Origin of the sequence: Rhizobium sp. X9 (assembly GCF_018873185.1) — a bacterium.
Lineage (GTDB): Bacteria > Pseudomonadota > Alphaproteobacteria > Rhizobiales > Rhizobiaceae > Agrobacterium > Agrobacterium oryzihabitans.
This window is the reverse complement of the sequence record NZ_CP071311.1, coordinates 2,471,322-2,497,500: the sequence shown is the minus strand read 5'-3', so window position 1 is coordinate 2,497,500 and position 26,179 is coordinate 2,471,322. Positions and strand designations below refer to the sequence as shown.

General features: G+C 59.6%; 21 protein-coding genes, 1 tRNA gene and 2 rRNA genes (1 of these 24 running past the window's edge). 16 read left to right on the top strand and 8 right to left on the bottom strand.

The window, feature by feature from the left end; genetic code table 11:
- The 4 genes from JZY08_RS12145 to JZY08_RS12130 form a co-directional block, all read left to right on the top strand.
- Positions 1 to 2,403: ribosomal RNA gene (locus JZY08_RS12145) — 23S ribosomal RNA — on the top strand; it begins 393 nt to the left of the window's first position.
- 253 nt (positions 2,404 to 2,656) lie between these two features.
- A 5S ribosomal RNA gene (rrf, locus tag JZY08_RS12140) occupies positions 2,657 to 2,771 on the top strand.
- Positions 2,772 to 2,871: 100 nt separating this feature from the next.
- Positions 2,872 to 2,948 (top strand) — tRNA-Met (locus JZY08_RS12135).
- A 127-nt stretch (positions 2,949 to 3,075) separates the two neighbouring features.
- Positions 3,076 to 3,414, top strand: coding sequence for a hypothetical protein (locus tag JZY08_RS12130; protein ID WP_216330286.1), 339 nt, complete (start codon positions 3,076 to 3,078; stop codon positions 3,412 to 3,414).
- On the opposite strand, the gene JZY08_RS12125 is transcribed toward JZY08_RS12130, so the two are convergent.
- From JZY08_RS12125 to JZY08_RS12090, 8 genes are all read right to left on the bottom strand, one after another.
- A protein-coding gene (locus JZY08_RS12125; protein WP_149149104.1) for an IS3 family transposase occupies positions 3,411 to 4,624 on the bottom strand; the annotation gives its coding sequence in 2 pieces (ribosomal slippage) (positions 3,411 to 4,288 and positions 4,288 to 4,624; 1,215 coding nt in all). The genes JZY08_RS12130 and JZY08_RS12125 overlap by 4 nt on opposite strands.
- Before the next feature lie 36 nt (positions 4,625 to 4,660).
- Positions 4,661 to 5,047 (bottom strand): hypothetical protein, encoded by a 387-nt coding sequence (locus tag JZY08_RS12120; protein ID WP_216330285.1) that lies wholly within the window; start codon positions 5,045 to 5,047, stop codon positions 4,661 to 4,663.
- A 157-nt stretch (positions 5,048 to 5,204) separates the two neighbouring features.
- Positions 5,205 to 5,957, bottom strand: coding sequence for an IS21-like element helper ATPase IstB (istB, locus tag JZY08_RS12115; protein WP_027677343.1), 753 nt, complete (start codon positions 5,955 to 5,957; stop codon positions 5,205 to 5,207).
- An 18-nt stretch (positions 5,958 to 5,975) separates the two neighbouring features.
- Positions 5,976 to 7,529 (bottom strand): IS21 family transposase, encoded by a 1,554-nt coding sequence (gene istA / locus JZY08_RS12110; protein ID WP_111794918.1) that lies wholly within the window; start codon positions 7,527 to 7,529, stop codon positions 5,976 to 5,978.
- A gap of 179 nt (positions 7,530 to 7,708) precedes the next feature.
- Complete coding sequence (locus tag JZY08_RS12105) at positions 7,709 to 8,734, bottom strand: recombinase family protein (protein WP_253204022.1); 1,026 nt, start codon at positions 8,732 to 8,734, stop codon at positions 7,709 to 7,711.
- A gap of 79 nt (positions 8,735 to 8,813) precedes the next feature.
- Entirely contained in the window at positions 8,814 to 9,653 is an 840-nt protein-coding gene (locus tag JZY08_RS12100; RefSeq protein WP_216330284.1) for a recombinase family protein, read from the bottom strand.
- Positions 9,654 to 9,830: 177 nt separating this feature from the next.
- Entirely contained in the window at positions 9,831 to 10,760 is a 930-nt protein-coding gene (locus JZY08_RS12095; protein WP_253204021.1) for a hypothetical protein, read from the bottom strand.
- Positions 10,761 to 11,374: 614 nt separating this feature from the next.
- Complete coding sequence (locus JZY08_RS12090; RefSeq protein ID WP_216330283.1) at positions 11,375 to 11,710, bottom strand: hypothetical protein; 336 nt, start codon at positions 11,708 to 11,710, stop codon at positions 11,375 to 11,377.
- Positions 11,711 to 12,390: 680 nt separating this feature from the next.
- Between JZY08_RS12090 and JZY08_RS12085 the strand changes: the two genes are divergently transcribed.
- From JZY08_RS12085 to JZY08_RS12030, 12 genes are all read left to right on the top strand, one after another.
- A complete protein-coding gene (locus JZY08_RS12085; RefSeq protein WP_216330282.1) occupies positions 12,391 to 13,479 on the top strand; it encodes a hypothetical protein in 1,089 nt (362 codons plus the stop codon).
- 328 nt (positions 13,480 to 13,807) lie between these two features.
- On the top strand, positions 13,808 to 14,908 hold the full coding sequence (locus JZY08_RS12080) for a hypothetical protein (RefSeq protein WP_216330281.1): 1,101 nt from the start codon (positions 13,808 to 13,810) through the stop codon (positions 14,906 to 14,908).
- A 163-nt stretch (positions 14,909 to 15,071) separates the two neighbouring features.
- Positions 15,072 to 15,578, top strand: a complete 507-nt coding sequence (locus JZY08_RS12075; RefSeq protein WP_216330280.1) for a hypothetical protein — start codon at positions 15,072 to 15,074, stop codon at positions 15,576 to 15,578.
- On the top strand, positions 15,571 to 17,532 hold the full coding sequence (locus JZY08_RS12070; protein ID WP_216330279.1) for an ATP-binding protein: 1,962 nt from the start codon (positions 15,571 to 15,573) through the stop codon (positions 17,530 to 17,532). The genes JZY08_RS12075 and JZY08_RS12070 overlap by 8 nt, the downstream gene beginning before the upstream one ends.
- Complete coding sequence (locus JZY08_RS12065) at positions 17,529 to 18,296, top strand: ATP-dependent Zn protease (protein ID WP_216330278.1); 768 nt, start codon at positions 17,529 to 17,531, stop codon at positions 18,294 to 18,296. Before JZY08_RS12070 ends, JZY08_RS12065 begins: the two co-directional genes overlap by 4 nt.
- Before the next feature lie 345 nt (positions 18,297 to 18,641).
- Entirely contained in the window at positions 18,642 to 19,337 is a 696-nt protein-coding gene (locus tag JZY08_RS12060) for a VIT family protein (protein ID WP_216330277.1), read from the top strand.
- Positions 19,338 to 19,339: 2 nt separating this feature from the next.
- The gene (locus tag JZY08_RS12055) at positions 19,340 to 21,274 is read left to right on the top strand and encodes a cation-translocating P-type ATPase (protein ID WP_216330276.1); all 1,935 of its coding nucleotides are present in this window, start codon (positions 19,340 to 19,342) and stop codon (positions 21,272 to 21,274) included.
- Between the two features lie 58 nt (positions 21,275 to 21,332).
- Entirely contained in the window at positions 21,333 to 22,226 is an 894-nt protein-coding gene (locus JZY08_RS12050; RefSeq protein WP_125269949.1) for an IS481 family transposase, read from the top strand.
- A gap of 73 nt (positions 22,227 to 22,299) precedes the next feature.
- Entirely contained in the window at positions 22,300 to 23,001 is a 702-nt protein-coding gene (locus JZY08_RS12045; RefSeq protein WP_216330275.1) for a GntR family transcriptional regulator, read from the top strand.
- Between the two features lie 111 nt (positions 23,002 to 23,112).
- The gene (locus JZY08_RS12040) at positions 23,113 to 24,030 is read left to right on the top strand and encodes an allantoinase PuuE (RefSeq protein WP_216330274.1); all 918 of its coding nucleotides are present in this window, start codon (positions 23,113 to 23,115) and stop codon (positions 24,028 to 24,030) included.
- A complete protein-coding gene (locus tag JZY08_RS12035) occupies positions 24,023 to 24,556 on the top strand; it encodes an ureidoglycolate lyase (RefSeq protein ID WP_216330273.1) in 534 nt (177 codons plus the stop codon). The genes JZY08_RS12040 and JZY08_RS12035 overlap by 8 nt, the downstream gene beginning before the upstream one ends.
- A gap of 5 nt (positions 24,557 to 24,561) precedes the next feature.
- On the top strand, positions 24,562 to 26,148 hold the full coding sequence (locus JZY08_RS12030; protein WP_216330272.1) for an ABC transporter substrate-binding protein: 1,587 nt from the start codon (positions 24,562 to 24,564) through the stop codon (positions 26,146 to 26,148).
- Positions 26,149 to 26,179: the final 31 nt, after the last annotated feature.

Below are 26,179 nucleotides of genomic sequence, written 5' to 3'. Positions count from 1 at the left end.
AGTCATTGTCCTTGAGTAGGGCGGGACACGTGAAATCCTGTCTGAACATGGGGAGACCACTCTCCAAGCCTAAGTACTCGTGCATGACCGATAGCGAACAAGTACCGTGAGGGAAAGGTGAAAAGCACCCCGACGAGGGGAGTGAAATAGAACCTGAAACCGGATGCCTACAAACAGTCGGAGCCCGCAAGGGTGACGGCGTACCTTTTGTATAATGGGTCAACGACTTAGTGTAACTAGCAAGCTTAAGCCGGTAGGTGTAGGCGCAGCGAAAGCGAGTCTGAACAGGGCGATTGAGTTAGTTGCATTAGACCCGAAACCGAGTGATCTAGCCATGAGCAGGCTGAAGGTTGGGTAACACCAACTGGAGGGCCGAACCCGTATCTGTTGCAATAGATTGGGATGACTTGTGGCTAGGGGTGAAAGGCCAATCAAACTCGGAAATAGCTGGTTCTCCGCGAAATCTATTTAGGTAGAGCGTCGACCGAATACCCTCGGGGGTAGAGCACTGGATGGGCTATGGGGACTCACCGTCTTACTGATCCTAACCAAACTCCGAATACCGAGGAGTACTAGTCGGCAGACACACGGCGGGTGCTAACGTCCGTCGTGAAAAGGGCAACAACCCTGACCTCCAGCTAAGGTCCCCAAGTCATGGCTAAGTGGGAAAGGATGTGAGGATCCCAAAACAACCAGGATGTTGGCTTAGAAGCAGCCATCATTTAAAGAAAGCGTAACAGCTCACTGGTCTAAATAAGGGTCTTTGCGCCGAAAATGTAACGGGGCTAAAGCCATGCACCGAAGCTGAGGATATGCCGTAAGGCATGTGGTAGCGGAGCGTTCCGTAAGTCTGTGAAGGCGGACCCGTGAGGGCTGCTGGAGATATCGGAAGTGCGAATGTTGACATGAGTAACGATAAAGGGAGTGAGAGACTCCCTCGCCGAAAGACCAAGGGTTCCTGCTTAAAGTTAATCTGAGCAGGGTTAGCCGGCCCCTAAGACGAGGCGGACACGCGTAGTCGATGGGAACCACGTTAATATTCGTGGGCCTGGTGGTAGTGACGGATCTCGTGTGTTGTACATTCTTATTGGATTGAATGTGCGGCGAAGAGGTTCCAGGAAATAGCTCCACCGTATAGACCGTACCCGAAACCGACACAGGTGGTCAGGTAGAGTATACCAAGGCGCTTGAGAGAACTATGTTGAAGGAACTCGGCAAATTGCACGCGTAACTTCGGAAGAAGCGTGACCCCATTTTAGGCAACTATGATGGGGTGGCACAGACCAGGGGGTAGCGACTGTTTATCAAAAACACAGGGCTCTGCGAAGTAGCAATACGACGTATAGGGTCTGACGCCTGCCCGGTGCTGGAAGGTTAAAGGGAGGGGTGCAAGCTCTGAACTGAAGCCCCAGTAAACGGCGGCCGTAACTATAACGGTCCTAAGGTAGCGAAATTCCTTGTCGGGTAAGTTCCGACCTGCACGAATGGCGTAACGACTTCCCCGCTGTCTCCAACATAGACTCAGTGAAATTGAATTCCCCGTGAAGATGCGGGGTTCCTGCGGTCAGACGGAAAGACCCCGTGCACCTTTACTATAGCTTTACACTGGCATTCGCCAAGGCATGTGTAGGATAGGTGGTAGGCTTTGAAGCAGGGACGCCAGTCTTTGTGGAGCCATCCTTGAAATACCACCCTTATCTTCGTGGATGTCTAACCGCGGTCCGTTATCCGGATCCGGGACAGTGTATGGTGGGTAGTTTGACTGGGGCGGTCGCCTCCGAAAGAGTAACGGAGGCGCGCGATGGTGGGCTCAGACCGGTCGGAAATCGGTCGTCGAGTGCAATGGCATAAGCCCGCCTGACTGCGAGACTGACAAGTCGAGCAGAGACGAAAGTCGGTCATAGTGATCCGGTGGTCCCGTGTGGAAGGGCCATCGCTCAACGGATAAAAGGTACGCCGGGGATAACAGGCTGATGACCCCCAAGAGTCCATATCGACGGGGTTGTTTGGCACCTCGATGTCGACTCATCGCATCCTGGGGCTGGAGCAGGTCCCAAGGGTATGGCTGTTCGCCATTTAAAGCGGTACGTGAGTTGGGTTCAGAACGTCGTGAGACAGTTCGGTCCCTATCTGCCGTGGGTGTAGGAATATTGACAGGATCTGTCCCTAGTACGAGAGGACCGGGATGGACGTATCTCTGGTGGATCTGTTGTCCTGCCAAGGGCATAGCAGAGTAGCTATATACGGAATGGATAACCGCTGAAGGCATCTAAGCGGGAAACCAACCTGAAAACGAGTGTTCCCTATCAGAGCCGTGGAAGACGACCACGTTGATAGGACGGGTGTGGAAGCATGGCAACATGTGAAGCTTACCGTTACTAATAGCTCGATCGACTTCTTCGTTCCCATTGTTCATGTTCATCAAGCAAAGCTTGATGACATCATCTTCTGTCCTCACGGGCCAAAGGCCCTGCGGACGGCGCGCCAAACGATTGGCGACGGACTAGCGTCCTGTATGGCTGCCAAACTCAACATCGAGCAAGGCAGGCAAGCGGACCAGTCACAGAAAGACGTGTAAATTAAAACGAAGCGCAAGCTTCCCAGCTTCTCGAAACAACACGCATGTGAAAACATGTTCAATGTTGCGTTTTGCCGACCTGGTGGTTATCGCGGGGCGGCTGCACCCGTTCCCTTTCCGAACACGGCCGTGAAACGCCCCAGCGCCAATGGTACTTCGTCTCAAGACGCGGGAGAGTAGGTCGCTGCCAGGTCTGCAAAACGCAACAAACATCTTCTCAATCACAAATAAAGGGCTTCAAGCCCCGATCAAAAGGCCGCATAAAGCGGCCTTTATGCTATAATAACGCATTCCGCGGGGTGGAGCAGCCCGGTAGCTCGTCAGGCTCATAACCTGAAGGCCGCAGGTTCAAATCCTGCCCCCGCAACCACCGACATTTGCAAATTCTCCCATTCAGGGAACCGCTCGAGCAATTCCTCGCGGTAAATGTCCAGCATCATCTCTCTCTTCTCCTCGCTGTCGAGTTCACCGGCTTCCAGCCTCTCCACGAAATCCTCGTGAATCTCCGAGATGAAGCGGCTCTTCATGTAGTCGAGCACGTCCATCTGCGCGAGGATCGACGCGATCAGGCCGTGCACCTGCAGGCTTGCCGGCTGATGGCCGGGCGTCTTGCCGATCACGACTTTCTGGACGAGCTGTCGCACGATTGGCATCAGCATGCGCTTGGCTTCCTCGTTCTTGCCCTTGCGGGCCACCATCATGAACTGACGCATGGCCATCTCCGTTTCTTCCGGATTATGCCGGCGGCGCAGTTCCTCGATCTTGGCGATCATGTCCGGGCCGCTTTCCGTGAAACTGGCTGGAGTGCTCCCCGTTTCACCGGACAGGTCGGCTAGATTGATTTTGCCCTGATGAACTGCCGAGGGGAAGCCATCTTGAGCGCTGAATGTGGATGGATTTCGTTGTAGTCTTCGATCCATCCGTCGATGAGCCGGAGCGCCGTTTCGGCGTCCGGTAGTGCAGAGATGCGGATGTAATCCCGCTTCAGGGTTTTGACGAATGCCTCGGACATTCCGTTCGACTGCGGGCTGGCCACCGGCGTGAAGCAGGGCGTCAGATTGAGCGCCTGGGCAAACAGCCTCGTGTCCCGTGCTGTATAAGCCGAACCGTTGTCCGAGAGATGCTCGATAGCATGCGGGGCTCGGGTTGCATGGAAGCGTTTCTCGACCGCCTCCAGCATCATGTCGCGGACATCCGAGCCGGATATTCCGGCATTGGCGACCGCTGTCCAGGCGATGATCTCGCGGTCGAAGGCGTCAATGATGAAAGCGAGGCGAACGACCTCCCCATCCCAGCAGGTGAACTCCAGACCATCGGAGCACCAGCGCAGGTTGGAGCGCATGACCATGACCTTGCCGTCGTGGAGGCGGCCCTTGCGAACGGCCGTATGCTTCTCCAGCAGCATGGCGTGGTTGCCCATGATGCGATGGACCCGTTTGGCGTTGACGACAGGCTTATCGGCGGCTCGCCTTTCGCGATTGAGGAGCGCGGCGATCCGCCGATAGCCATAGGTTGGCCTTTGATCCACCAGCCTGCGGATGGCGGGCAGAAGCTCTGCATCCCCGACCTTATGGTATGCTCCACGCGGCTTCGATCTACCTTTCAGCCGCTCGATGACGTTGGAACGGGAGACGCCCAGCGTGTCTGCGACGGTCTTCATCGGGAACCGTCCTTCGGCAACAAGATCGGCCGCGATATCCGTTTTTTTGAGTCCGCTTTGGAAAGGGCTTCGCGGAGGATTTCGACCTCCATCGTCTTGCGGCCGAGCATGCGCTCCAACTCGCGGACGCGATCTTCCAGTTTCTTCACTTCCGAATTGCCGACTACCGGCTCGTCAGAATCCACGGCTGCAGCACCTCCCTCGCTCAAGAGCCTACGCCACCGATAAAGCAGATTGGGGGCAACGCCGTGACGGCGAGCGGTCGAAGATACCGTCTCGCCTGGTTCGAAACTCTGCTCAATGATCGTCAGCTTTTGCTCGGTTGTCCATCGCCTGCGGCGAACATCACCCGTCAGCAGTTCAACGTGTCGATACTCGTTAGACATAAGCCTATCCTCAAGCCTGTGCTTGAGCCTTTCTGCTTATGCCGACTGTCCGGTCGAAATGGGGGGCAGTTCACTGGCGATCTCCGTCTCAAGGATTTGTCGTTCTGCCTCCAGCCGGTCGAGCGTGTCGTCGAGAGCCGGCAGGCGAGGGCGGCCCTCGGCCGCACGGTCGCTGATCTGCTGGATGATGTTTTGCTGCTTGCCCTCGAGTTCCGACAGCTTGCGCTTCATCTGGTCGCGCTCGGCAAGCGGACGTTTGAGTTTTGCCGTCTCGTAGGCGATGCTCCGCTCGGACAGCGTGTCGAAGATGCCTTCGGCAAAGAAGGCTGCCGGCACGCAGTCCAATACACGGCTCTCCAGTTCCTGGCGAATGATCGTCTTGCTATTGCTGCAACATGCGCCGCCAAGTTCGTCGATCGGCAAGCGCTTCTTGCGGTTGGTGCAGCTATATGCGGATTTCGGATTAACGGGACATCGATTCCGGTAAATCCCGGACAGTCGTTTCACTAAATCGCGGACAGTCTCGCGGGATCGACTTTCGTTCGCCTGGTTGATGTCATTGGTTATTGATTTCGGCGTTTTACGCTTCGGTCAAGAGCGGTCTTGGTTTTTGCTTCCTCATGCTGTCTCCTTCGAGCGCAATTCGATGGGCGTTATGGACGATACGATCGAGGATGGCGTCAGCGATCGTTGGTTCGCCGATCATCTCGTGCCACTGCGCGACGGGAAGCTGGGCGGTGATCAGAGTGGATTTCCGGCGGTAGCGCTCTTCGAAGATTTCCAGGAGATCGAGCCGCTGCTGATCGCTGAGCGCGTGGGTTCCCCAGTCATCAAGGATGAGTAATTGAACACGCGCGAGCTTGTCGACCAATCGGGGAAACCGCCCGTCGAGGCGCGCTAGCGCCAAATCCTCGAAGAGACGGGGCATGCGGACATAGAGAACGGAATAATCGAGGCGGGCCGCTTGCCGTCCGATGGCGCAGGCGAGCCATGTTTTGCCCGTTCCCGTTTGTCCGGTCAGGATCAAGTGCTCATGGGCCTTGAGCCATTCGCCTTGGGCAAGCGAGAGGAGCTGTCGGCGGTCGAGGCCGCGAGGGGCGGCGAAGTCGATGTTCTCGATGCAAGCATCGGGGAAACGCAGTTTGGCGATTGCAAGCCGGTTGGTCAGTCGCTTGTCGCCGCGCACGGCCATCTCCCGATCAAGCATCAGGCCGAGCCATTCATCGCGGTTGAGATCGCTGCCCTCAGGTTGATTGGCCAGGTCGCGATATGCTGCCGCCATGCCGGATAGGCCGAGCGCATGCATCTGGTCGAGGGTTGGATGTGTGAGCATGTGAGTATCTTCCTTTCTTCACTGGTAATAGGAGCTGCCGCGGATGTTGCCATGCACCGGGGTGGGCTTGACTGGCTCAGCACCAGGCGGGGCCTGATCGAGACCGGATTTGAGGATGGTGCTGACGGAGGAATAGCTGAGCGCATTGATCGTCAGTGCCCGATCGCACGCCGCTTCCAGACGCTCGGGGCCGTACCGGCGCGCGAGCGATAGAACGCCTTGAGCGGCGCGGTATCCCTGCTGAGGATGAGGTCTATCGCGCATCAGCCGCTCGATCAGGATTGCAGCGTTGCGGCCAATCTTTGCAGCTTGCTTGATGAGGCTCGCAGGCGTCGTGTTGGCATAATGCTGATGTGTCTTCGGCATATGCTCGTTGACGGTGACATGACCGCCCCGCTGCGACGTCCGGCGGTGGCTGGCGACACGTTGGTGATCATGGAGGATCTCGACGATCCGGCTTGTAAGCCGGACATCGACCTGGCGGCCGATCAGGCGGTGCGGCACGGAATAGAAGGCCTTGTCGACCTCGACATGGTAGTCGGGATGAACCTTTGCCGACTTCCATTCGGAATATTCGAATGGCGTTGCCGGCAAGGGCGCAAGCGCGTCTTGCTCGATCTCCTCGAAGAGCTGCCGGCGGGATTTGCCAACCCGGCGCATCGGCCGGCTATTGAGATCGTCGAGAAGCTGGCTGATCCGCACGTTGAGATCGACAAGGCTGAAGAAACGGTCGTTTCTCAGCCGCGCCAGGATCCAGCGCTCGACGATGAGAACGCTGCCTTCGACCTTGGCCTTGTCCTTCGGCCGTTTCGGACGGGTCGGCAGGATCGTCGTGTCGTAATGCTCGGCGAATGCCGCAAAAGTGGCGTTGATGGTCGGCTCGAACCACAAGGGCTTGGCAACGCCGGCCTTGAGGTTGTCGCAGACGATGGCTTTCGTCACGCCACCGAAGAAACCCAGCGCCCGCTGCTGACCCTCGATCCAGTCCGGCAACCGTTGAGTGAAGCTTGCATAGGCGAAGGTGTACAAGGAGGCTGGCAGAACCGCGACGAAGATCTGCGCCAGCCGGATTTCGCCTGTCGCCGGATCGATCACCGGGACGGTTTGGCCGGCGTAGTCGGTCTGCATCGCCGCGCCGGCAGTGTGGCGATTGCGGAAGGTGGCGCTGGCGCGCTGCTCGAAAGCGGCAAACCGCTCGCAGAACCACGTGTATCCGTAACCGTTGGGGTGCCGTTCGCGATATTCCTGCCACAACAGCGTCAGTGTCACGCCCTTCCGCTTCAATTCACTGGCGATCTTGCCCCAGTCGGGTTCGTGCATGTCCTGGGGCGGACGGCCGCGACGATGGAACAGGCGGCGCTGCAGAATGCCATCATCGTCCAGCCCAGGCGGTAACGGCCAGCCCGTCAGCCCGGCCTCACGCGCCCGCAGCAGGTAGGTCGAAATGGTCGTTTTGCTGATCTTCAGCCGTTCCGATATCGCACGAACCGAAAGCCCCTGTTCGTGCGTCAGTCGCAATATCGATCGAATGTCCTTCACGTCAGTAAGTCTCACCTGCTTCCGTCTCGCCATTCATCAGCCCCTCGTTCAAATCGAGGTCCAGAATGGCAAAACGGCGCGTGCGAAAGTCGATCTTTATGCCGAAAGACTGTCCGGGATTTACCGGAATCGCTGTCCGGGAATTAGCGGAAATGCTGTCCCGGATTTAGTGAAATCGCTGTCCGGGATTTAATGGAATCCCTGTCCGCGAATTACCGAAACCCGCAGCTATAGCGATCCTTGCCGGAAATCGCGTAGGGTCCACCGCACTCCTCGCATTCGAGGAGATGGCTCAGAAGATATTCCGGCCGGTGCGTGGCATTGAGCCGGTTGCTCTGCCCGAAATCGAACAGTTCCCCAATCTCCTTCTGCCGGTCCTTGACGCGGCCCCACAACTCATCGGTAACGATGCGCATCTCCGGAACGTCCGTCACGACCCAATCCGAGTTATGGTTGGCGCGGGCCGTGCGCTTCTCCGTCTGCGGGTTCTTGCGGTACTGGCGCCGGTTCCAGACCATCCGGCCGATATAGCTCTCGTTGTTCAGGATGCCGGTGCCACGGCCGACATGACCGCGGATCGCGGTGTCACGCCATTTGCGGCCACGGGGGCCGGGGATGCCTTCCCTGTTGAGGAGCTGTGCGATGTCGCGTGGTGACATGCCGTCGGCATAGAGTTGGTAGATGCGTCGCACGATCTCCGCCTTGGCCGGATCGACTTCCCGCAGGCCCCGGATGCGGTCACCATTCGCGTCACGCTGCTGGGAGAGCTTGTACCCGTAAGCGAGACAGGTCGATGCCTTGCCCTTCTTCACCGCCGTCTTCATGCCCTCACGGGTGCGGTAGCGGATCTGCTCGACCAGTTCATGACTGAGCGTGGAGCGCATATGCAGCTCCATATGGCTGATCTCCTGACCAGCCTGCACGGTCCAGATCGCCGTGTCGTGGTAGTTGAGTTCCTTGAGGATCTTCGAGCTATGCTCCACGTCGCGCGACAAGCGATCAGCCGTGACGCAGAGGACCACGTCGATCCGCTCGCGCTTCACATGAGCCAGGACCTGCTGGATGCCCGGACGCGATGTGAAGGAGGTCCCGCTGATAGCAGAATCCGCATAGGTGTCGACCAGCTTCCAGCCTTTGTTGGCGACGAAGGCCTTGCCGAGTTCGACCTGTGTCTCGATCGATACCTCGTTCTGGCGGTCGGTGGAGTAGCGGGCATAGAACAGAACGTTCTTGGTCATGGTCTGAATTCCGTCTCAAACAATATCATGGGGAACACTGGCCGGCAGCGCCGGCCAGTGTGATGTCTGGGCAAAAAGCTTACGGCGTTCCCACAGGGCCCCGCGCCGCCAAACCCTGGCGTAGCTTCACGCGCCTCCAGAGTTCATCGCTGACGATTCGCGTCGCATAGGCGCTGTCGTAATTACGACCCGGTACCCAGGACCGGCCGATATAGATCTCGTTATTGAGAATGCCGGTTCGCCGATTGCGGTCACCGCGGATGGTGGTGTCACGCCACTTGCCGCCACGAGGGCCCGGGATGCCTTCAGCGTTCAGGGCTTCCGCGATCTTTGCCGGCGACATTCCGTCCGCATACATCCGGAAAATCCGACGGACGACCTTGGCACATTCCTTATCGCCGGCCTTAAACCCGAACACATACGTTCCATTGGAATCATAGGCGCCGGTGTAGCGGTATCCGTAGGGAAGTGGAACAAGATCGTTCACGTCATAGAGGCCATCAGGCATCGCCTCGAAATACTGAAAACCTGCAAGCGGCTTTCCCGGATCGTTGCAATAATAGCCAATCAGATCCTTGGTCTGGATCCGGATACCGGGATCTGCCGCCCAAAGCTCCATGCCGTTCACTGTGAGATCATGAAGCAGGCATGCTGCATCGGGAAGACGCGAGCAGAGACGATCTAGCGTATGGCATAGGACGATATCGCTCGATCCGAACTCAATCTCGTTCAGAAGCTTATGAACACCGGGTTGTGCCGTGAAGGCGACTTCGCCGATGTCTTCGTCACGGCAGGTCAGTTCCAGTTTCCAGCCGTTCTTGCGGATGAAGGTCTCGGTGAAATGGCGCTGCGAATCGGCGCAGGCGGTGCGCAGCGTATCGGCCGAGTTGCGGAGGTAGAGCAGGACTTTCTTGGTCATGGGGGCTCCTAGGCCTTGAAAAATGACTTGGGGGAAATGTTAGCCTGGCGCGGATCGCTTGGGAGCCCGCGCCACCCGCCGGTCCATCATGGTCTGGCGGTTGCGCGTGATGGGGCGGCGCCTCGGGTGATTGCGCGGCAATAATTGCCGCGCGGCACGCCGGGCGCACAGACGCGGCTAGTAACCCATCACGGCGCGGTAGGCCGCAGCAGCGCCGGTGTTGCCGGAAAGACGGTTGTCGGGTCGCGGCATGAGGATCTGGTCCTCGATGCTGTCGCGATTGCCCAGCCAGTGCCAGCCGGCTTGGGCCGGGCGGGTCACGAAGACCTCGTGCGGGGTGAGCCTGATACGGATAGCGCCCGTCTCAGCCTTGATTGCCTCGCGCAAAAGGCGGATTGCCTTGCCGTTCTCACCCGGCTTCTTCGCCGCCGGGGCCCTGGTGGCGATCGCCGAGGGCGCGATCCGCTCGGTCAGCACCAGAACGCCCCCGACCCTCTTGCGGCGACCGTCGGCATTATCGATGTCCACGACGGTTCCGCCGCTACAGACATCACAGAAGACCCCCCCGCTCACGGCAACGAAGTGCGTGCTGAGAGATACGACGCAAGGGTGATCGCGCTCGATACCGGTGCGAGCATTCAGATAGGCAGCAAGCGTCCGCCGATAAGGAACGTAGCGCCACTGACCCACATATCCGAGCAAGCGCAGGGCCTGTTCGATCTCGTGACCGCTCACCCATTTGACAGGCGGTGTGTAAGGGAGGTCGAGCCAGCGCGCGCCGTACCGCACCTGGCGGATGGCGTCGGCGGCCTGAGACGTGGTCACACCGGTGATGGATGCGATGACACAAAGCCCGTCATAAAGGCGGGACCTGTTATCCTTGACGACGTCGTGAAGGTAGCGGGTCTTGATCGCTCCGACATCGGGTCGCGGTTCGGTCGCCGGTTTGGCCGGAGCACTTGCGCGCCGTGCGAGTTCCGCCTGAATGCTGCGCGCAGCGCTCGTCTTATCGAAGGGGAACGCCAGAACATTGTTCTGGCGATCGCCTTCAGAACGCGCGCGCTTGGAGGTCTCTTCCCGCGAGGGAGGGGTAGGGGTATGCGACATGATGGCTCCTTTCGTGAGCAGATCTTCGTCGTCGTCGACCAAGATCTGCGCGAAGGGCGTCATCGCGCATGCGGCCGGTGCAGAACCCCGAGGCGGGTGTCTGGCACACAAGGTCTCCTGACGGCGGCATAACGGCGCCATCAACATGACGGTAATCGAACATGGGCGCCTCCTTCCGTTCCTTGGACTGGCCTGGGTTGAACATCGCTGCCTGCCACTAATCACAGGCGTTATGTTTTTACAAGTGTCTGTAATCGTTGAGGTAATTTGAGTGAATTAAGGGACATTCTCAAAATGGGATACGCCATCTCGTTGAAAAGACGAGACTTGCTGCTGAGCGGCGATCGGCACTTACGCACTGGTAACCACGCGATTCGGTTTGGTGTTGCGAAAATGCAACGATTTAGAGCCGGCATCTGAAGTGAGGCACCGATCGCACAAGCCGATCAGCATCAGGCCCAGCGCGTGAAACCTCTGGAAATCCGATTCAGAATCGAACGGCGTTTTAAGAAGTAACGGGGGGAAACGTGTCAGAACTTGCAAACGCCGTCAGGCGTTGACCGGCACCTATTGATGGAAAGGGCGAGATCGGCGCAGAGCAGGCCGACGCCGCCTCAAGCGTCCCGATCAGGATCCTCGGGATGGAGAAGGTGGACCTTGCGACGAAACGGCCAATCGCCTGTGCGGTACTTGGCGACGAGTTCCTCGAAGACGATGTCGGACTCCCGCTCGTCAAATCCCTGCTCTACAAGCATCCTGACCACCCGGTCCTGAAAATCCTCCAGCACCTCTTTCGCGTCCCTGGCCGCCATGCTGGAAATCGTCATGAAGAGTGCCGTGCGGGCAATATCGTCCCGGTTCGGACGCCTTGCCTTGCGATCGGCATCACGCAGCTTCTGTTGGCGTTCGCGCTGCTCGCGATTGCGAACCTCTTCTGACTTTCTGGCCATGATACCACTCCCATACGTCCTGCGGCCTCCTTGCCAGACCGGCGTCTTACCGGCAACGCCGTTTGTGCCGGAATCAGTAATCTTGGCTCGTGAATCGGAAATCCACGGCTCGGAATCGCGGATGCGCAACTTGAGATGACCTGCGGGAACGTTGCGGTAGATCGAGACGACGTGCGGAGACGAAACGGCGTTTGCGGAATCAAGGCTTCACAGCTCTGAATCAGAAATCCGGAAACCGGAATCAAAAATGCGCAATTTGTCTCGATGTGCGGGCACGTTGAGATGACATACCCGCGCATTGAGACGATGCCTGACAGATTGTCTGCTTTGCCGGAGCTCGTTTAACAGAGCTCCGTATCGTGCTTTCCGCTCCAGGCGGCGGTTCCTGCCGCGCCTCGTTACCGGGCGTGTTTGTAAGAGGGCCTGAAGCGACTGACAGCGGTCTGAATCCGGGAGAGTTAGCGGCCAAGCAAAAATAAATTAAAAAATAATTTATTATATCGTAATATGGTTAATTTGGGCGTTTATGGAAATATTTAATGTATTTAGTTAAGTAAATAATGGAATTATACTCGGACGCTGATCGGTGGACAATTTGACAATTATTGGTGATGCGATGACTATATGTGTGTTCGCTGTTTGTGGCGAACTTATAGTGTCAGTAACCAGTGAGGTTTACCGTGAGTGCATCCAAGTTTGTTCTGCCTGCCGCCTTCGTCCATCACTATGAAAAGCTTGGGATCGCAGATCCGGCTCTTCGTGACCAGCTCGAAATCACTGCCGGGAATATCTCCGATCTCGGCCGCCGCACGACCGAGCAGAGCTTCCTGCTCGGGGAGCATCTTGTTGCCGCTTCTGGACTGCTCGCCGACGGTCTCTTTGACAAGTGGGTCAAGAGGCGGTGCAGCTTGGCCGCCCGCACTGCGAGGGCCTATATGTCCGTCGCGCGTAATCTCGGCGAATTCCGGGATGATCTGGTCGACCTGTCGGCCAGCCCGACTGTCATGTTCCATCTGGCGCACGCGCCGCATGACAAGATCCGCAATGCGATCGCCCACGGCGAGGAGCATGGCCGTCTTCGTGTGCTCGATGTGAAAACCATCCTGGGTGATGGCGATGAGGGCAAGGGCAAGACTGCCCGGGGCGATCTCCATGGAGCAGGGGGTGTGACCGGCCTGAAGGCGCTGATTGCGGTCAAGACCCGCGATGGCCTGAAGATGTTCGTGACGCATATCGAGGTCATTGTGCAGGCCATCAAGTCGGCGCTGGACCAGAAGCGGGTGATCAAGGAGGCGCTGGCCAGGGAGGTTGAAGATCTCGCCCGTGTCGCGCGCATGGAACTGGAAAGCCTGGCGCAGTTCGTGGAACCGGACAGCGACCTGCGCCGCCATCCGCGCTCGACCCAGTTCCCGAACAAGACCGAGTGGGCGGTGGTGAACGAAACGCTGCAGAAGCTTGGGCTCTTCGATATCTGGCCGAAGTCCAAGGAATTGCCCGGTTGGCTTCGCGATGAGGTCTTGCCGGTCCTCGAATGGGCGATCTCGAAGGAGCGCAAGCCGAAATGGCCGCTGGCTGCGTCGGGGGATGCGGCGAACCTCGATCCGATTGTGGTCGAGGATGGGGTTGAACAGGCAGCGGGCGGAGTAATCAGGCAGAACAGCGAAACGCCGCGGGCTCGCAAGACTATCGACATGGTTCCGCCACTGGCGGCCGGGGTCGAGTCCGAAGGCGCGAACGAAGCATCTCCGGCACTGGCTGCTACGGCGTAAGCTGTCGCGATCGTTCGGATGGCCGGGTCACCGGCCTTCCGATCATGTTTTGAAAGGGCCGCTTGTCGGCTCTTTGTCTTGTCCGGCGTTTTGATGCCGCGGCGTCAATGACAAGCCTTTGGGAGTTGACGCGCCATGATGATCGTGAGCCCGGCGTTAACCTTGTTCCGGTCCCGTTCTCATTTTTTGGCCCAGGGGTCCTTGAGCCCGAGCGCCGGTCCTGCCAGGTTGCGGCTGTTCCGGATGGCCGGGACAAAGACGGCCCCTGCCAGTGTTTGCACCACCGACAAGGGCCTGACCGTCAACCTTGGTTAGAAGGAATCGGGCTATGAGCACGAATATCGTTTCTGTCCCTTATGGGGAAGTTCTCCGTTCCATGATCGACGCGGCCGAGGCTGCCGCAGCTTGCGGGTCCCGCCTGCGCCCCTTCGGCTTTGGCCGCAATGCGGTTCGGGCTCCGGTTCGCGAACCGGCGGTGCTGCGCCGTCATCCGCATCTCGTCCGCTTTACCGATGTCGAGGCCGATCTCGAACTGCTGATCGACCGAGCCATCAACGCCATCATGGACGGCGAACCGGCCGAGGACGAGATCCTCGGTCACTACGTCAACATCGCCTCGCTCGTCCGGGCAGTGTCCTTCAGGGAAGGCAAGCTGCTGGAGCAGGCGGTCGAGCGTCTGGCGAAAGCGAACCCGAGCATCATCGTCCTGACCCAGTCCCTGAAACTGCCGCTGGTCAAGGCCGCCATGGAGGCAGTTGCTGGAAACAACTGGTCAAGCCTCGACGGCATCAAGCTCGATTGCGAGGCACCGGCCAAGGGCAGCTACACGCCGGACCTGATCGTCGTGAACCGCGCCCGGCACACGGCCTATATCCTCGACGTCAAACGGTCGCTCGCATCCTATGGCGACACGAGCCGTCTCGAGGAACTGAAGCTCAAGATGATGGCCACGGCCATGGTCCTGCCGGACTGGCTCTACAAGAACCAGAAGCGGCTGATGGTCGATGCGGTCGAAGTCGCGATCGTCGACGGCGCCAGCCGTCCGAGCGACCATGCCAACGGGGTCTGGGCGCTGTCCGAACTCGATGACCTCTTGGAGATCGACGGCGTTGCCGCCTGCATGGCCGAACTGCGCCTGCGCTTCGCCATCCGGGTGCAGCAGCTTCTCGAGGCCGAGGCGCGCAAGGCACTCGGCGGCAAGGAAGAGGCTGTAATCTCCGCGCCGGAGGCGGTCGTCGCGCCTGCACCCACGTACTCGCGGATCAATCTCAACGGTCCCAGCCGGACTTATGAAGAAGACCAGGCGGCGCGCTCATACGATGATGATCACGATCGCGACGAACCGGGCTTCGATGATGGGTCCGATGAGGACGAGCCGACACCAGCCTTCATCCGGATCGGCTTTGCCCGGCGCCCTGCCAGGCACTGAGCCCGGCCGCACATTGCTCGCTGCCGCCTTAATGGCCTGACCGCCGCGCCCTGACGCTTGCCGTCAGGTGTCGCGTGGCGATCACTGGCTTCAAGGCCGAGGCTTTCCCATCCCGTTGTTCTCATAAGCGCTGGACCGAACGCGGTCCGGCCAAGGAGTTCCCATGTCTTCCGACATCAATCCGGATGTGCCGCCACGCATCCGTTGCGAGGCGATCCCGCCGTCCTCGACGTACCAGAATCTCACCTGCCATCGTGCGCATGGCACCGTCCTGCGCTATCCTCGATCCGGTACTGGTCGCCCGACTGGCGACGATCCCGCGCATCTGATCGGCTTGGCGCTCGGCCATGTCCGGCAGGGTACGGGCTTGACCGGCCTCGTACCGGACACGGTCATCGGCCGATTGCAGACCCATGCCGATACAGGCGACCCGGCCTGCCGCCTGCTGCTCGACTGGCTTTCCAGCCGTAATCGCGATCTGGCGGTCTCAGCTCAGCCGGATGCGGGCAGTCCGGGTTCGGCCGAGCCCCGTCCTCTTCGCCGCCTGATCCGGGAGCGGCGCCAGGCAAGACCTGGGAGCTTGAAGAAGCGCGGGCCGACGAAGGCGCAACCGTCCAATGGCGAAACGGCAATTATTGCCGCGATGACGGAGGGGCGGATCGATGAATAAGCTGTCCCGCCTGTTCCTTCGCCGCCTCGAGCGCATCGCTCGGCGTGACGCCCAGCGCAACGCCCATCTCAACGGCCTCTTGTCGTTGAAGATCGTCGAAGTGGATGGCCACGTTCTGCGGCGCTACTCGCCAGTCTTCGAAACCGCGTCTCTTTCCGGAGACCGCGACCGCGATGTGGCTTGGGTCCGTAGGACCTTCGGCGGCTACCTTCTGCCTCCGCCTCCGCAGTCCGACATTGTGATCACCGAGGGCAAGTCGTCGGCGTCCTTCCTGCAGTCTTTAAACGGGCTCGGTCGGGTAACGGCCAGAGATCATGCCGCAGCGATCGATCACAAACGCCGTGCCTATGCCGTCGGTCTGGTCGGGCGAGCGGGCAGGGCACCGTTGGTCAGCAACATCGTCGCGGCCCTTGTGTTGGCCCGTGCGATCGAGAACGGTCGTGTGCCGCTTGCCAGGATCGTCCGTGCTGCCGCCATGCCGGCGCCTGTCGTCGCGCTGCATGGGCCGATCGCCGGCTTCGAGCAGGCCATGCGCCGCCTCATCGAGACACCGGGCTTCGTGCCGGGCGGCGCCTTGAGTGGTATCGATGGCGAATACGTCTATGACGATGGCACTTTCGCAGGATCCGAAGCGCCGGGGCGAATCTACATTCAGTTTCTCGGGCAAAGCATCGCGCGCCTGACCGGGGCCACGCTTCAGCGGCGGCTGGTGAGTGCAACGACGCGCGACTATCCCGTCGTGGCGATCAGCGAGAGGGCAGAGGCCATTCCGCCGGAAATCGCCATTGCGGCCGACATCGGCCTTGTTGGAGGCTGGTTGGATTACCCCTTCGTCAGTACCATGATCGCGGCGATGCACGGCGCCAGCGGTCTGGCGGCGCTGGAGCAATGGTCGACGGCCTACGACGCGCATTACCTGACGATCGATGACGTCGTGCTGGCCTTCCGGCCGGGTCGCGGCGCATCCGAGGTCATTGCCGTGCTGGCATCCCTCACTGAGCGCAATCGTGTTGCCGCTCGGGAGGATGACGATGATGACGACGAACCGCCTTCCAAGAACACCGGCAAATCGTCGAAGTCGAAGCAGGATGCGAAATCGTCGGAGAAATCTTCATCCGGAAAAGACAGCGGCGGCGGATGGAAGCGGGATAAGCCGTCGGGTGCCGAGGTGATCCAGCCGGAGCCATTGGGGCAGGGGGAAACTGATCGGCCGTCGCTCGCGGTCGAGACGCTCTCCGGTTACGGCAAGGCCAAGACCTGGGCGCTGGATCTGAAGGCTGATCTGGCCGATCACAGGGCGGGTTCTCTCGCCTGGTCGGACATGAGCACCAAGCTTCTGCTCCATGGGCCGCCCGGGACCGGCAAAACGACTTTTGCTCGGGCGCTGTGCAACAGTCTGCAGATCCCGCTGGTCGTCACGTCAGTCTCGACCTGGCTACAGGGCGGGCATTTGAACGACGTCATCGCCAAGATGGCCAAAACCTTCGTAGAGGCCCGCGCGCTAGCGCCCGCCATCCTGTTCATCGATGAGATCGATGGCATCGGCAAGCGGCAGCCGGCCGAACGGGAATATGCCGACTATTGGAACACGGTCGTCAACAAGGCGCTTGAGCTATTGGACGGGGCGGTCAAGAGCGAGGGAGTGATCATCGTCGGCGCCACGAACAGGCCCCAGGAGATCGATGCTGCGCTGAAACGCTCCGGACGCCTTGAGACGCATATCGAGATCCCGATGCCCGATGTCGCAACGCTCACGGAAATCTTCGCCCACCATCTCGGCGATGATCTCGCATCGCTGGTCAATGGAAAGGCGTCGGATGAGACCAAGGCCGATGAGGCTGGTTCCGAGGCCGCGGGGATGAATGCCGACGAGGCAGCACCATCCGACATCCATGCCGATCGAGACAGCGACGAACATACCTTGAGGGACGCTCGGGAAGGAGCCGCGACATGACAACGACATCGAAGCACATTGAACCGGGTACGCCTGAGGCGGCCGTGTCCCTCCTGAAGCGGCTGGCAACGAGGGCGATGGGCCTCACCGGCGCAGACATCGAACGCATCGTTCGGCAGGCGCGGCTGAAGGCCCGCCGCGAAAAGCGGTCGATCCGGTACGAAGATCTCGAGGACGGCATCCGGATGGACCGGCCGCAGGTGCCGTATGATTTGCGCTGGCGGTTCGCCATCCATGAGTCTGGTCACGCAGTCGTACATCATGCCTTGAGGTTGGGACCGATCCATGGGCTCAACATCGATGTGCCTGGAGGCGGTGGTTACAGTCAGCTCGGGTTCACCGCGTCCGGCAGCGACACGCTTGGCTATCGCGAAGATATGCTCGCCATGCTCATGGCCGGACGTGCCGCCGAGCAGATCGTCGTCGGCAAGGTGTCCGCCGGTTCCGCTGGTTCGGACGAAAGCGACCTGGCGCGGGCCACGAAGATGGCGCTCGCCATGGAGCGGTCCCTTGGCTTCGGGGCGATCCAGCCGCTGCTGTACCGCGATGACAAGGATCCTACCATCGTGCTCGACGGCAATCCCGATCTCGCCGCCCGCATCCATGCGCGGTTGGAAATGGCATTTGCGCGGGCCGTCGAGATTGTCAATGAGAACCGCGATAAGCTCGATGCGCTCACCAACGCGCTGTTCGATGCGCAGGCTTTGGATGGCGAGGCCGTAAGACGCCTCCTCAAAGACGGTGATCGACCGCCTTCCGTGTAGACTGTGATTCGGGCGAGCATCGATTGCCATCGGTGATTGCTCCGATGTTGAGTCAACGTCAGTTTGCCATCAAACGGGGTAAGGCGGCGCGCTTGGACAGAGGACGTTTTGGCGAGTCTCGCCGTTCGTTGAGCTAAATCAAGATCCATTGCGCGAAAACGTCTAACCGGCTCACTTCTGCGCGGAAACCAACACTCCAAAGGTCGGTTGTATCTTGAATTAGTCTTTTAATTAGAATAATTCTAAACAGAATATCTTTCTGTGCTTTCCTTTCATCACGGAATGAGGTTGCGTCGACGCAGCATCATCCCGCTGCACACACCATCGCTGCCCGGAGCACCATTCATGCGCGCCCTTCACAAGGAAAATCATCTCATCGAACGCATAGGCTGGCTTCGGGCGGCGGTACTGGGCGCCAATGACGGGTTGATCTCGACGTCGAGCCTGATCGTCGGTGTCGCCGCGGCGACCAACGCCTCGCATGAGATTCTTGTGGCCGGTGTTGCCGGACTCGTGGCCGGGGCGATGTCGATGGCGGCGGGCGAATATGTGTCGGTCAGTTCGCAGGCCGATACCGAGGAAGCCGACATGGCGCGGGAGCGTCACGAACTGGCGACGCAGCCGGAGGCCGAGTTGGCCGAACTCGCCGCGATCTACGAGCAGCGCGGCGTGGCCCCGGAGCTGGCCCGGCAGGTCGCCGAACAGATGATGGCGAAGGACGCCTTCGAAGCCCATGCGCGGGATGAACTCGGATTGGCGAGCCATGTGATGGCAAGGCCGGTTCAAGCCGCGCTGACCTCGGCGGTCACGTTTGCGGCGGGTGCGGCTTTGCCGTTGATCGTCGCCCTGCTTGCGCCGGCCGGAACGGCTGCATGGACCGTATCCCTTGCTTGCATCATCGGTCTTGCGGTGCTTGGCGCAATCGGGGCACAGGCGGGCGGCGCCAGCATCTGGAAACCGACCATCCGCGTGGTGTTCTGGGGCGCTGTCGCGCTGGCCTCGACCGCATTGATCGGCTCCCTGATCGGCCGGGCGGTGTAGCGATGAAACGTCTGTCGCTCGATTTCCAGACCGTCATGTCGGCAATTGCAGTCCTCGGGATGATGCTGGCCGTCGCCGGGACCTGGCCGCCGGCGGAAGGCCTTTCCATTCTAAGATCTCCCGGTCTGGCGATGGTCTATTTGGCCGGAGGGCTTCCCGCCACCTGGAGCGCCCTGACGGCGTTGTGGCGCGATCATATCCTCGACATCGATCTTCTGATGGTCGTCGCGGCCGTGGCGGCGGCGATCGTCGGGGCGCCGTTCGAAGGCGCGGTGTTGCTGACGTTGTTCAGCGTGTCGACCACGCTTGAGCACCAGGCATTGGGACGCGCGCGCAGGGCTGTTGAGGCGCTCATGGCGCTCCGGCCGGAGACGGCTTTCCGCAAAGGAGAGGACGGGACCACGGTGGAGGTTCCTGCTGCGGAGCTTGCCGTCGGCGATGTGGTGGTGCTGCGTCCGGGCGCACGCGTGCCGACCGACGGTGTGATCCTCCATGGCCGCGGCGGCATCGACGAGGCCAATATCACCGGTGAATCCATGCCGGTCTCGAAGGAGCCGGGCGAGCAGGTTTTCGAGGCGACAGTCAACCTTGACGGGGTCCTCGACGTCACCGTCACCAGGACGGTCGGCGACAGCACGATCGCGCGCATGATCCAGCTCGTCACCGAGGCGCAGGAGGCGAAGGCGCCGTCCGAGCGCTTCAGCGCGTGGTTCGGCCAGCGTTATACGGTCGGTGTCCTGCTGGGCTCCGCTCTGGCCCTTGCGGTCTTCTATTGGCTTGGCCGCGACTGGGAACAGGCCCTCTACAAGGCCGCGACACTCCTGGTCGCCGCCAGTCCCTGCGCGATCGTCATCTCAGTCCCGGCAGCGATCCTGTCGGCGCTCTCCGCCGCGGCGCGAGGCGGCGTGCTGTTCAAGGGGGGCGGTGCGCTCGAAACGCTCGCCGCTGTCGATACCTTCGCCTTCGACAAGACCGGGACCCTGACCAATGGACGTGCGGAGGTCACGCGCATTGTCGCCCTGGATGGTGAGGATCGCCGTTTCCTTTCGCTCCTTGCCGGGCTGGAAGCGCATTCCGAGCATCACATCGCTGCCGCCATCCGTCGTGAGGCCCTGGTTCATGGCGTTGAGCCGGTGGCGGTCGTGGACGTTACGTCGCATCCGAGCGCCGGCATCGTCGGCTACGATTCCTTCGGCCCGATATGGGCCGGCAACGCTCACCTCGTCGAGGACATGGGCGCCTCCGTCGATGATCCGGCGTTCCGTGAACTCGCCGACAGTTCTCAGACCGTGGTCTATCTTGGGCGCGGTGCGACCGTTCTGGGGGCGGTCAGTGTTGCGGACGAAGCAAGAGCCAGCTCAGCCCCGGCGCTGGCCGCGCTTCGCGCCGGTGGCGTCAACCGCATCGTGATGATGACCGGCGACCGCAGGCCGGTGGCCTTGCGCATCGGTACGGAACTTGGCCTTGCGCCCGGCGAGGTTCATGCCGAGATGCTGCCGCAGGACAAGGTGCTCCAGGTCGGCGACCTCGCGCGTGATGGCAAGGTCGCTTTCGTCGGCGATGGCGTCAACGATGCCGCCGCATTGGCTCGCGCCGACGTCGGCATCGCGATGGGAGCGGCGGGGTCGGACGTCGCACTGCAGGCCGCCGACGTTGCCCTGCTGTCGGAAGACATGAAGAAGCTGGCGGATGCGCACCGGCTTGCACGGCGGACGGCCGTCATCATCCGACAGAATCTCGTCGTCGCGATCGGCGCCATGCTGGTACTTGTGACCGGCGGCCTGTTCTTCGACCTGCCGCTTCCGCTCGCGGTGATCGGACACGAAGGCGGTACCGTTCTGGTCGTGCTGAATGGCCTACGCCTCCTGTCGGACCGAATCCGCGCCACCGACGGGTATTTCCACCATTCTCGTCAATCTGAGTTCCAGGATCTGTAGAAAAGTAGGGACCTTCGAGACATCCTGTTTTTGACTTTCGATCACAAGGATAATCGCGATGATGACATTCCGACGGGAAGTTTCACATAAGCTGCGCGTTCTTCAACATGCCGACCGTCACGGTGACGTTTCGCAAACCTGCCGCTATTTCGGTATTGGCAGAGCCAGCTTTTATCGATGGAAATCGGCTTTCGAGCGCTTTGGCGAGGCCGGGCTTGAGAACCGATCCTGCGCACCAAAAAATCCCGCTAACCAGAAGCCTGCAGAAATCATCGAGAAAGTCTTGCATCTGCGCACCAGATATCATCTCGGCCCGATGCGCATTTCCTGGTATATGAGCAGGTACCATGCCATCACCATCTCCGACGCCTGCATCTATCGAATTCTGAAGCGGAACGGGCTCAGTCGGCTTCCCGGCGGTACACGTGTCAGGAAAATCCATACTCAGAGATACGAGCAGCGTGTGCCGGGGCATCAGATACAGGTCGATGTAAAATTCCTGAAATTTGAAGGCGTTGACGGCAAGATCGTCAAGCGTTTCCAATACACGGCAATCGACGATGCAACCCGCATCAGAGCCTTGAAGGTCTATGATCGCCACACCCAGGCCAACGCGATAGACTTCATCGACACCGTAATCGCCAAATTCCCGTTCCGCATTCGCGAAGTGCGCACCGATAATGGGCACGAGTTCCAGGCCAAATTCCACTGGCACGTCGAAGACCAGGGCATTCGGCACGCCTATATCAAGCCAGCGTCGCCCCAACTAAACGGGAAAGTCGAACGGTCACACCGTACCGATGATCAAGAATTTTATCAGCTTATGTCATACAAAGATGACACCGACCTCGTTCAAAAGCTTAGCGAATGGGAGAGGTTCTACAACCTTGCAAGGCCGCATGGCGCTTTCAATGGCAAGGCACCTTACGAAATCCTACGCGAACGCCTATAATCAACACCAGGATGTCTCATCGCCCTTCAGAAGATTACAATCTGGACCCACATACGCGCGCATTGGAAGAAGAATGGCCAGCGATCAGCTAGAGGTAAGACTGAGAGGGAAGCATCCGACTGAAGACCTTATCTATGATCGGCTTGTCGACGCAATCATCGACAAGCACCTGCGTGCGGGGCAACATCTGAACGAGGTCAAGCTAGCTGAAGCCTACGATGTTCCCCGATCACGCGTCCGCCGGGTGCTGGAACGTTTGCGAGACGAAGACGTAGTTGTGTTCGAGCTCAACCGCGGAGCTTTTATAAGCCGACCCACCGTCGAAGATGCGCGTCACGTTTATGAGGCTCGACGGGAACTTGAGGTTGTTGTTGTCAAACTGGCATGTCAGCGGGCCACGCCCGCGGATATCGCTCGCTTGCGCGATCACCTTCAGTACGAACGGGAGTCGTTTGATAGGCAGGATCCCAGTGTCAATCGAATTGCCAGCGAGTTTCACCACTTAATCGCAAAGATTGGGGGCAATCCAGTCTTTGAAAAGATGCTCTCCGTTCTGATTCGCCGCGGCGTCCTCATCCAATCCGTTTATGAACGAAAAAGCGGCATTCTGTGCTTAACACACGAGCATGAAGGGCTGGTAGATCTCATTGAGCAGGATCGCCCCGAAGAAGCGGCGCGCGAAATGATCCACCATTTCGACCATATCCTTTCGAGCCTGGATCTCAGTGAAACTAGGCGTCTTGAAGCTGACATATACGAGTTTTTGAAGAGCTGAGGCGCGTCATGCGACGGCTCAGCTAATGTAGCATCCCATTTGGCACGCCACTTGCATTTCACTTATTATTGCACGCAATCGTGCTTGCAATAATGGGGATGAGCAGCTGCAATGGGATATTTCGCACCGATCCGGGACTTAGTCGGCTACGGTCCAGCCCGCCCAACCGGCACATGGCCGAACGGCGCGCGGCTCGCGATCAATGTGGTTGTCAACTACGAAGAGGGGTCGGAGCGATCCTTCGCCATGGGCGATCCCGATCAGGAGGCGATGACGGAGTGGGGAAGCTATCCCTTTCCGAAGGACATCCGCAATTTGGCGATGGAGTCAATGTACGAGTACGGCTCACGCGTCGGGATCTGGCGCATCCTCGACGCCCTCAGGGATTCGCACATCCCCGCTACGTTCTTCGCCTGCGCCGTTGCCTTCGAGCAAAATCCGGCTGTCGCACGCATTGCAGTCAATGACGGCCATGAGATCTGCAGCCACGGCTACCGCTGGGAAGAGGTCTTCCGCCTGACGGAGGATGAAGAGCGTGAGCACATTGCGCTCGCGATCCGCTCATTCGAGAAGACCTGCGGGAAGCGTCCGGTGGGCTGGTATTGCCGATACGGGCCAAGCGTCCGCACGCGAAAGCTGATCTCCGAGGAAGGCGGTTTCCTTTACGACTCAGATGCCTACAACGACGACGTTCCGTACTTCGTGACTGTGGACGGGCAGCGTCGCCTCGTGGTCCCGTACACCTGCGACGTCAATGACATTCGCTTCTGGAACTCCCCGGGCCTCGCCCAAGCCGACGACTTCTTCCTCTACATGCGGGAGACGTTCGAAGTCCTTTATGCCGAGGCTGCCAGCGGTCCGCGAATGATGTCGATTGGTCTCCATCCCCGCATGATCGGGCGGCCAGGCCGCATCCGCTCTCTCAAGCGCTTCTTCGACTTTGCTCGACAGTACGGTGATGTCTGGTTCGCAACTCGGGAAAACATCGCGCGTGCTTGGCTGGAACGCCCGGACTCCGCCGATGCTTGAGCTCATCGCGATCCCTATCACCTCAGAAGCTTTCGAGCCTTTCGGCGATGTTATCTTGGGAGCATCGGGTTCGCTTGAGCCGTGGAACGGCCGCTCCGATGCCGCAGCCACTTTGGAAAGACTGGTCGCGGCGAGGCCCCTCGCGCCCGACCAACACGTCCTGCACCTTCTGGAGCGTCACATCCACTCGACACAGGCGTTCTTCCCCCTCGCGCCCGAACCCTACCTCATCGTGACGGCCCAAACTGCGTCGGACGGAAACCCCGATCTAACAGGCCTTCGCGCATTCGTCGTCCCCGGTCAATCAGTCATCCAGTACCGTCCGGCTGTCTGGCACGCACCGCTGACAACGCTGGGCTCCGGCGGCCACTTCGCGATGCATGTCCACAAGGACGGGTCCGACGCGGATTGCGAGTTCTTCGAGATACCTCCCGTCGCGGTGCGGTTGGAGGTTGCTAAGCGCGCCCGGTGCCGCTCCCCAAACCGGAAAACTGCAGACTTCCAAGACATCCTTCTCAAGGAGTGACAGCAATGCGCATGAACAAATGGTCATCCACCCTTTCCGCCCTGGCTTTGTCCCTCTTGGCGGCAACCTCCACTGCCATGGCGCAGGTGGCGAACGAGACGCTAATCGTGGCGGGTCCTCGTACGCCTGAGTCGCTCGATCAGGAGTACCCGCCGACGGAAGCCGGGCATGAAGCACGCAGAAACATCTTCGAGCGCCTTCTAGTTTACGGCATGAAAGCTGACGAAAGCGGCGCTCAGGTCGAGGACTTCTCCAAGATCGAGGGTGCGCTGGCGGAGAGCTACGAGCTTTCGCCGGACAACAAGTCCATCACCTTCCATCTTCGCCGCGGCGTGAAGAGCGCGGTCGGCAACGAGATGAGCGCCGACGACGTGATGTGGACCTTCGAGCGCGGCTGGAACATGAAGGCCACGTTCCACTGGTACATGACCCAGATCCTCAAGATCGAAAGCTTCGATTCCTTCCAGAAGATCGACGACTACACCGTCAAGGTGACGATCCCCAATCCATCGCTCCTCTTGGCACGCATCTGGATCAATAACGACCTTGGCATTATCGATTCTGTCGAGGTCAAGAAGCATATTACGGCCGAGGATCCTTGGGCCGCGCGGTACCTGGCGACCGATTCCGCATCCTTCGCCCCCTATCACATCGCAAAGTTCTCGCCTGGGCAGGAGGTCGTCTACGAATCCAACCCAAACTACTATCGGGGTGAGGCGAAGCTGAAGCGCGTCATTTTCCGCGAAATGCCGACGTCTTCGAACCGTGTCGCTGCACTTCAGGCCGGGTCGATCGATGTGGCCGAGTGGTTGACGCCGCGCGAGATCTCACTCGTCGAAAAGCTCCCGACCGTCAAGGTATGGAAGGTCTTCGGCAACTATACGCACCGGCTGGAGATGAACAATTCAACGGCTCCCTTCGACAAGGTCGAGGTACGCCAAGCGCTGAACTACCTCGTGCCACGTCCCGAGATCGAGCAGAGCGTCTACATGAACACGGCTCGCCCAACGAAGAGCCCGGTGTCTGAGATCTATCCAGCCTATAGCGAGGCAGCATTCGCCTATGACGATAATGTCGAAAGGGCAAAGGAACTACTCGCCAAGGCCGGCTATCCGGAAGGCTTTAAAACGGAACTTGGCTACCGGACCGGCGAGCCTCTGGAGGAGCAGATCGCCGTCGTTTTGAAGACCGCATTTGCTCGCGCCGGCGTCGAACTAGAACTCGTCAAGTTGCCCGCATCGAGCCTCGTAGAGCGTTACTCCAAGGGCACGATGCCAATGTTCTTTATCCGCGACATGGCAATCGTTCCGGATGCGGCTTACGTGGCCAACCTGTTCATCAACAGCCAGTCGATGGTGAACTTCTCGAAGTACAAGAACGAGGAGGTCGATACGCTGATCAACAAGGCGCTGACGTCGACCGATGAAGCCTCGCGCGAAGCCGACATGAAGAAGGTCCAGGACATCGTGGTTGAGGAGGCTCCTTGGGTCTTTCTGTTCAACCCCGGTTACCAGCTTGCCGTCAGCAGCAAGGTGAAGGGCTACGCTTGGTACACGCCTAACAGCAACAACTGGTACGACTTCAGCAAGTAAGCCTAGGCTCGCGACTTGTACCGTATCGGGC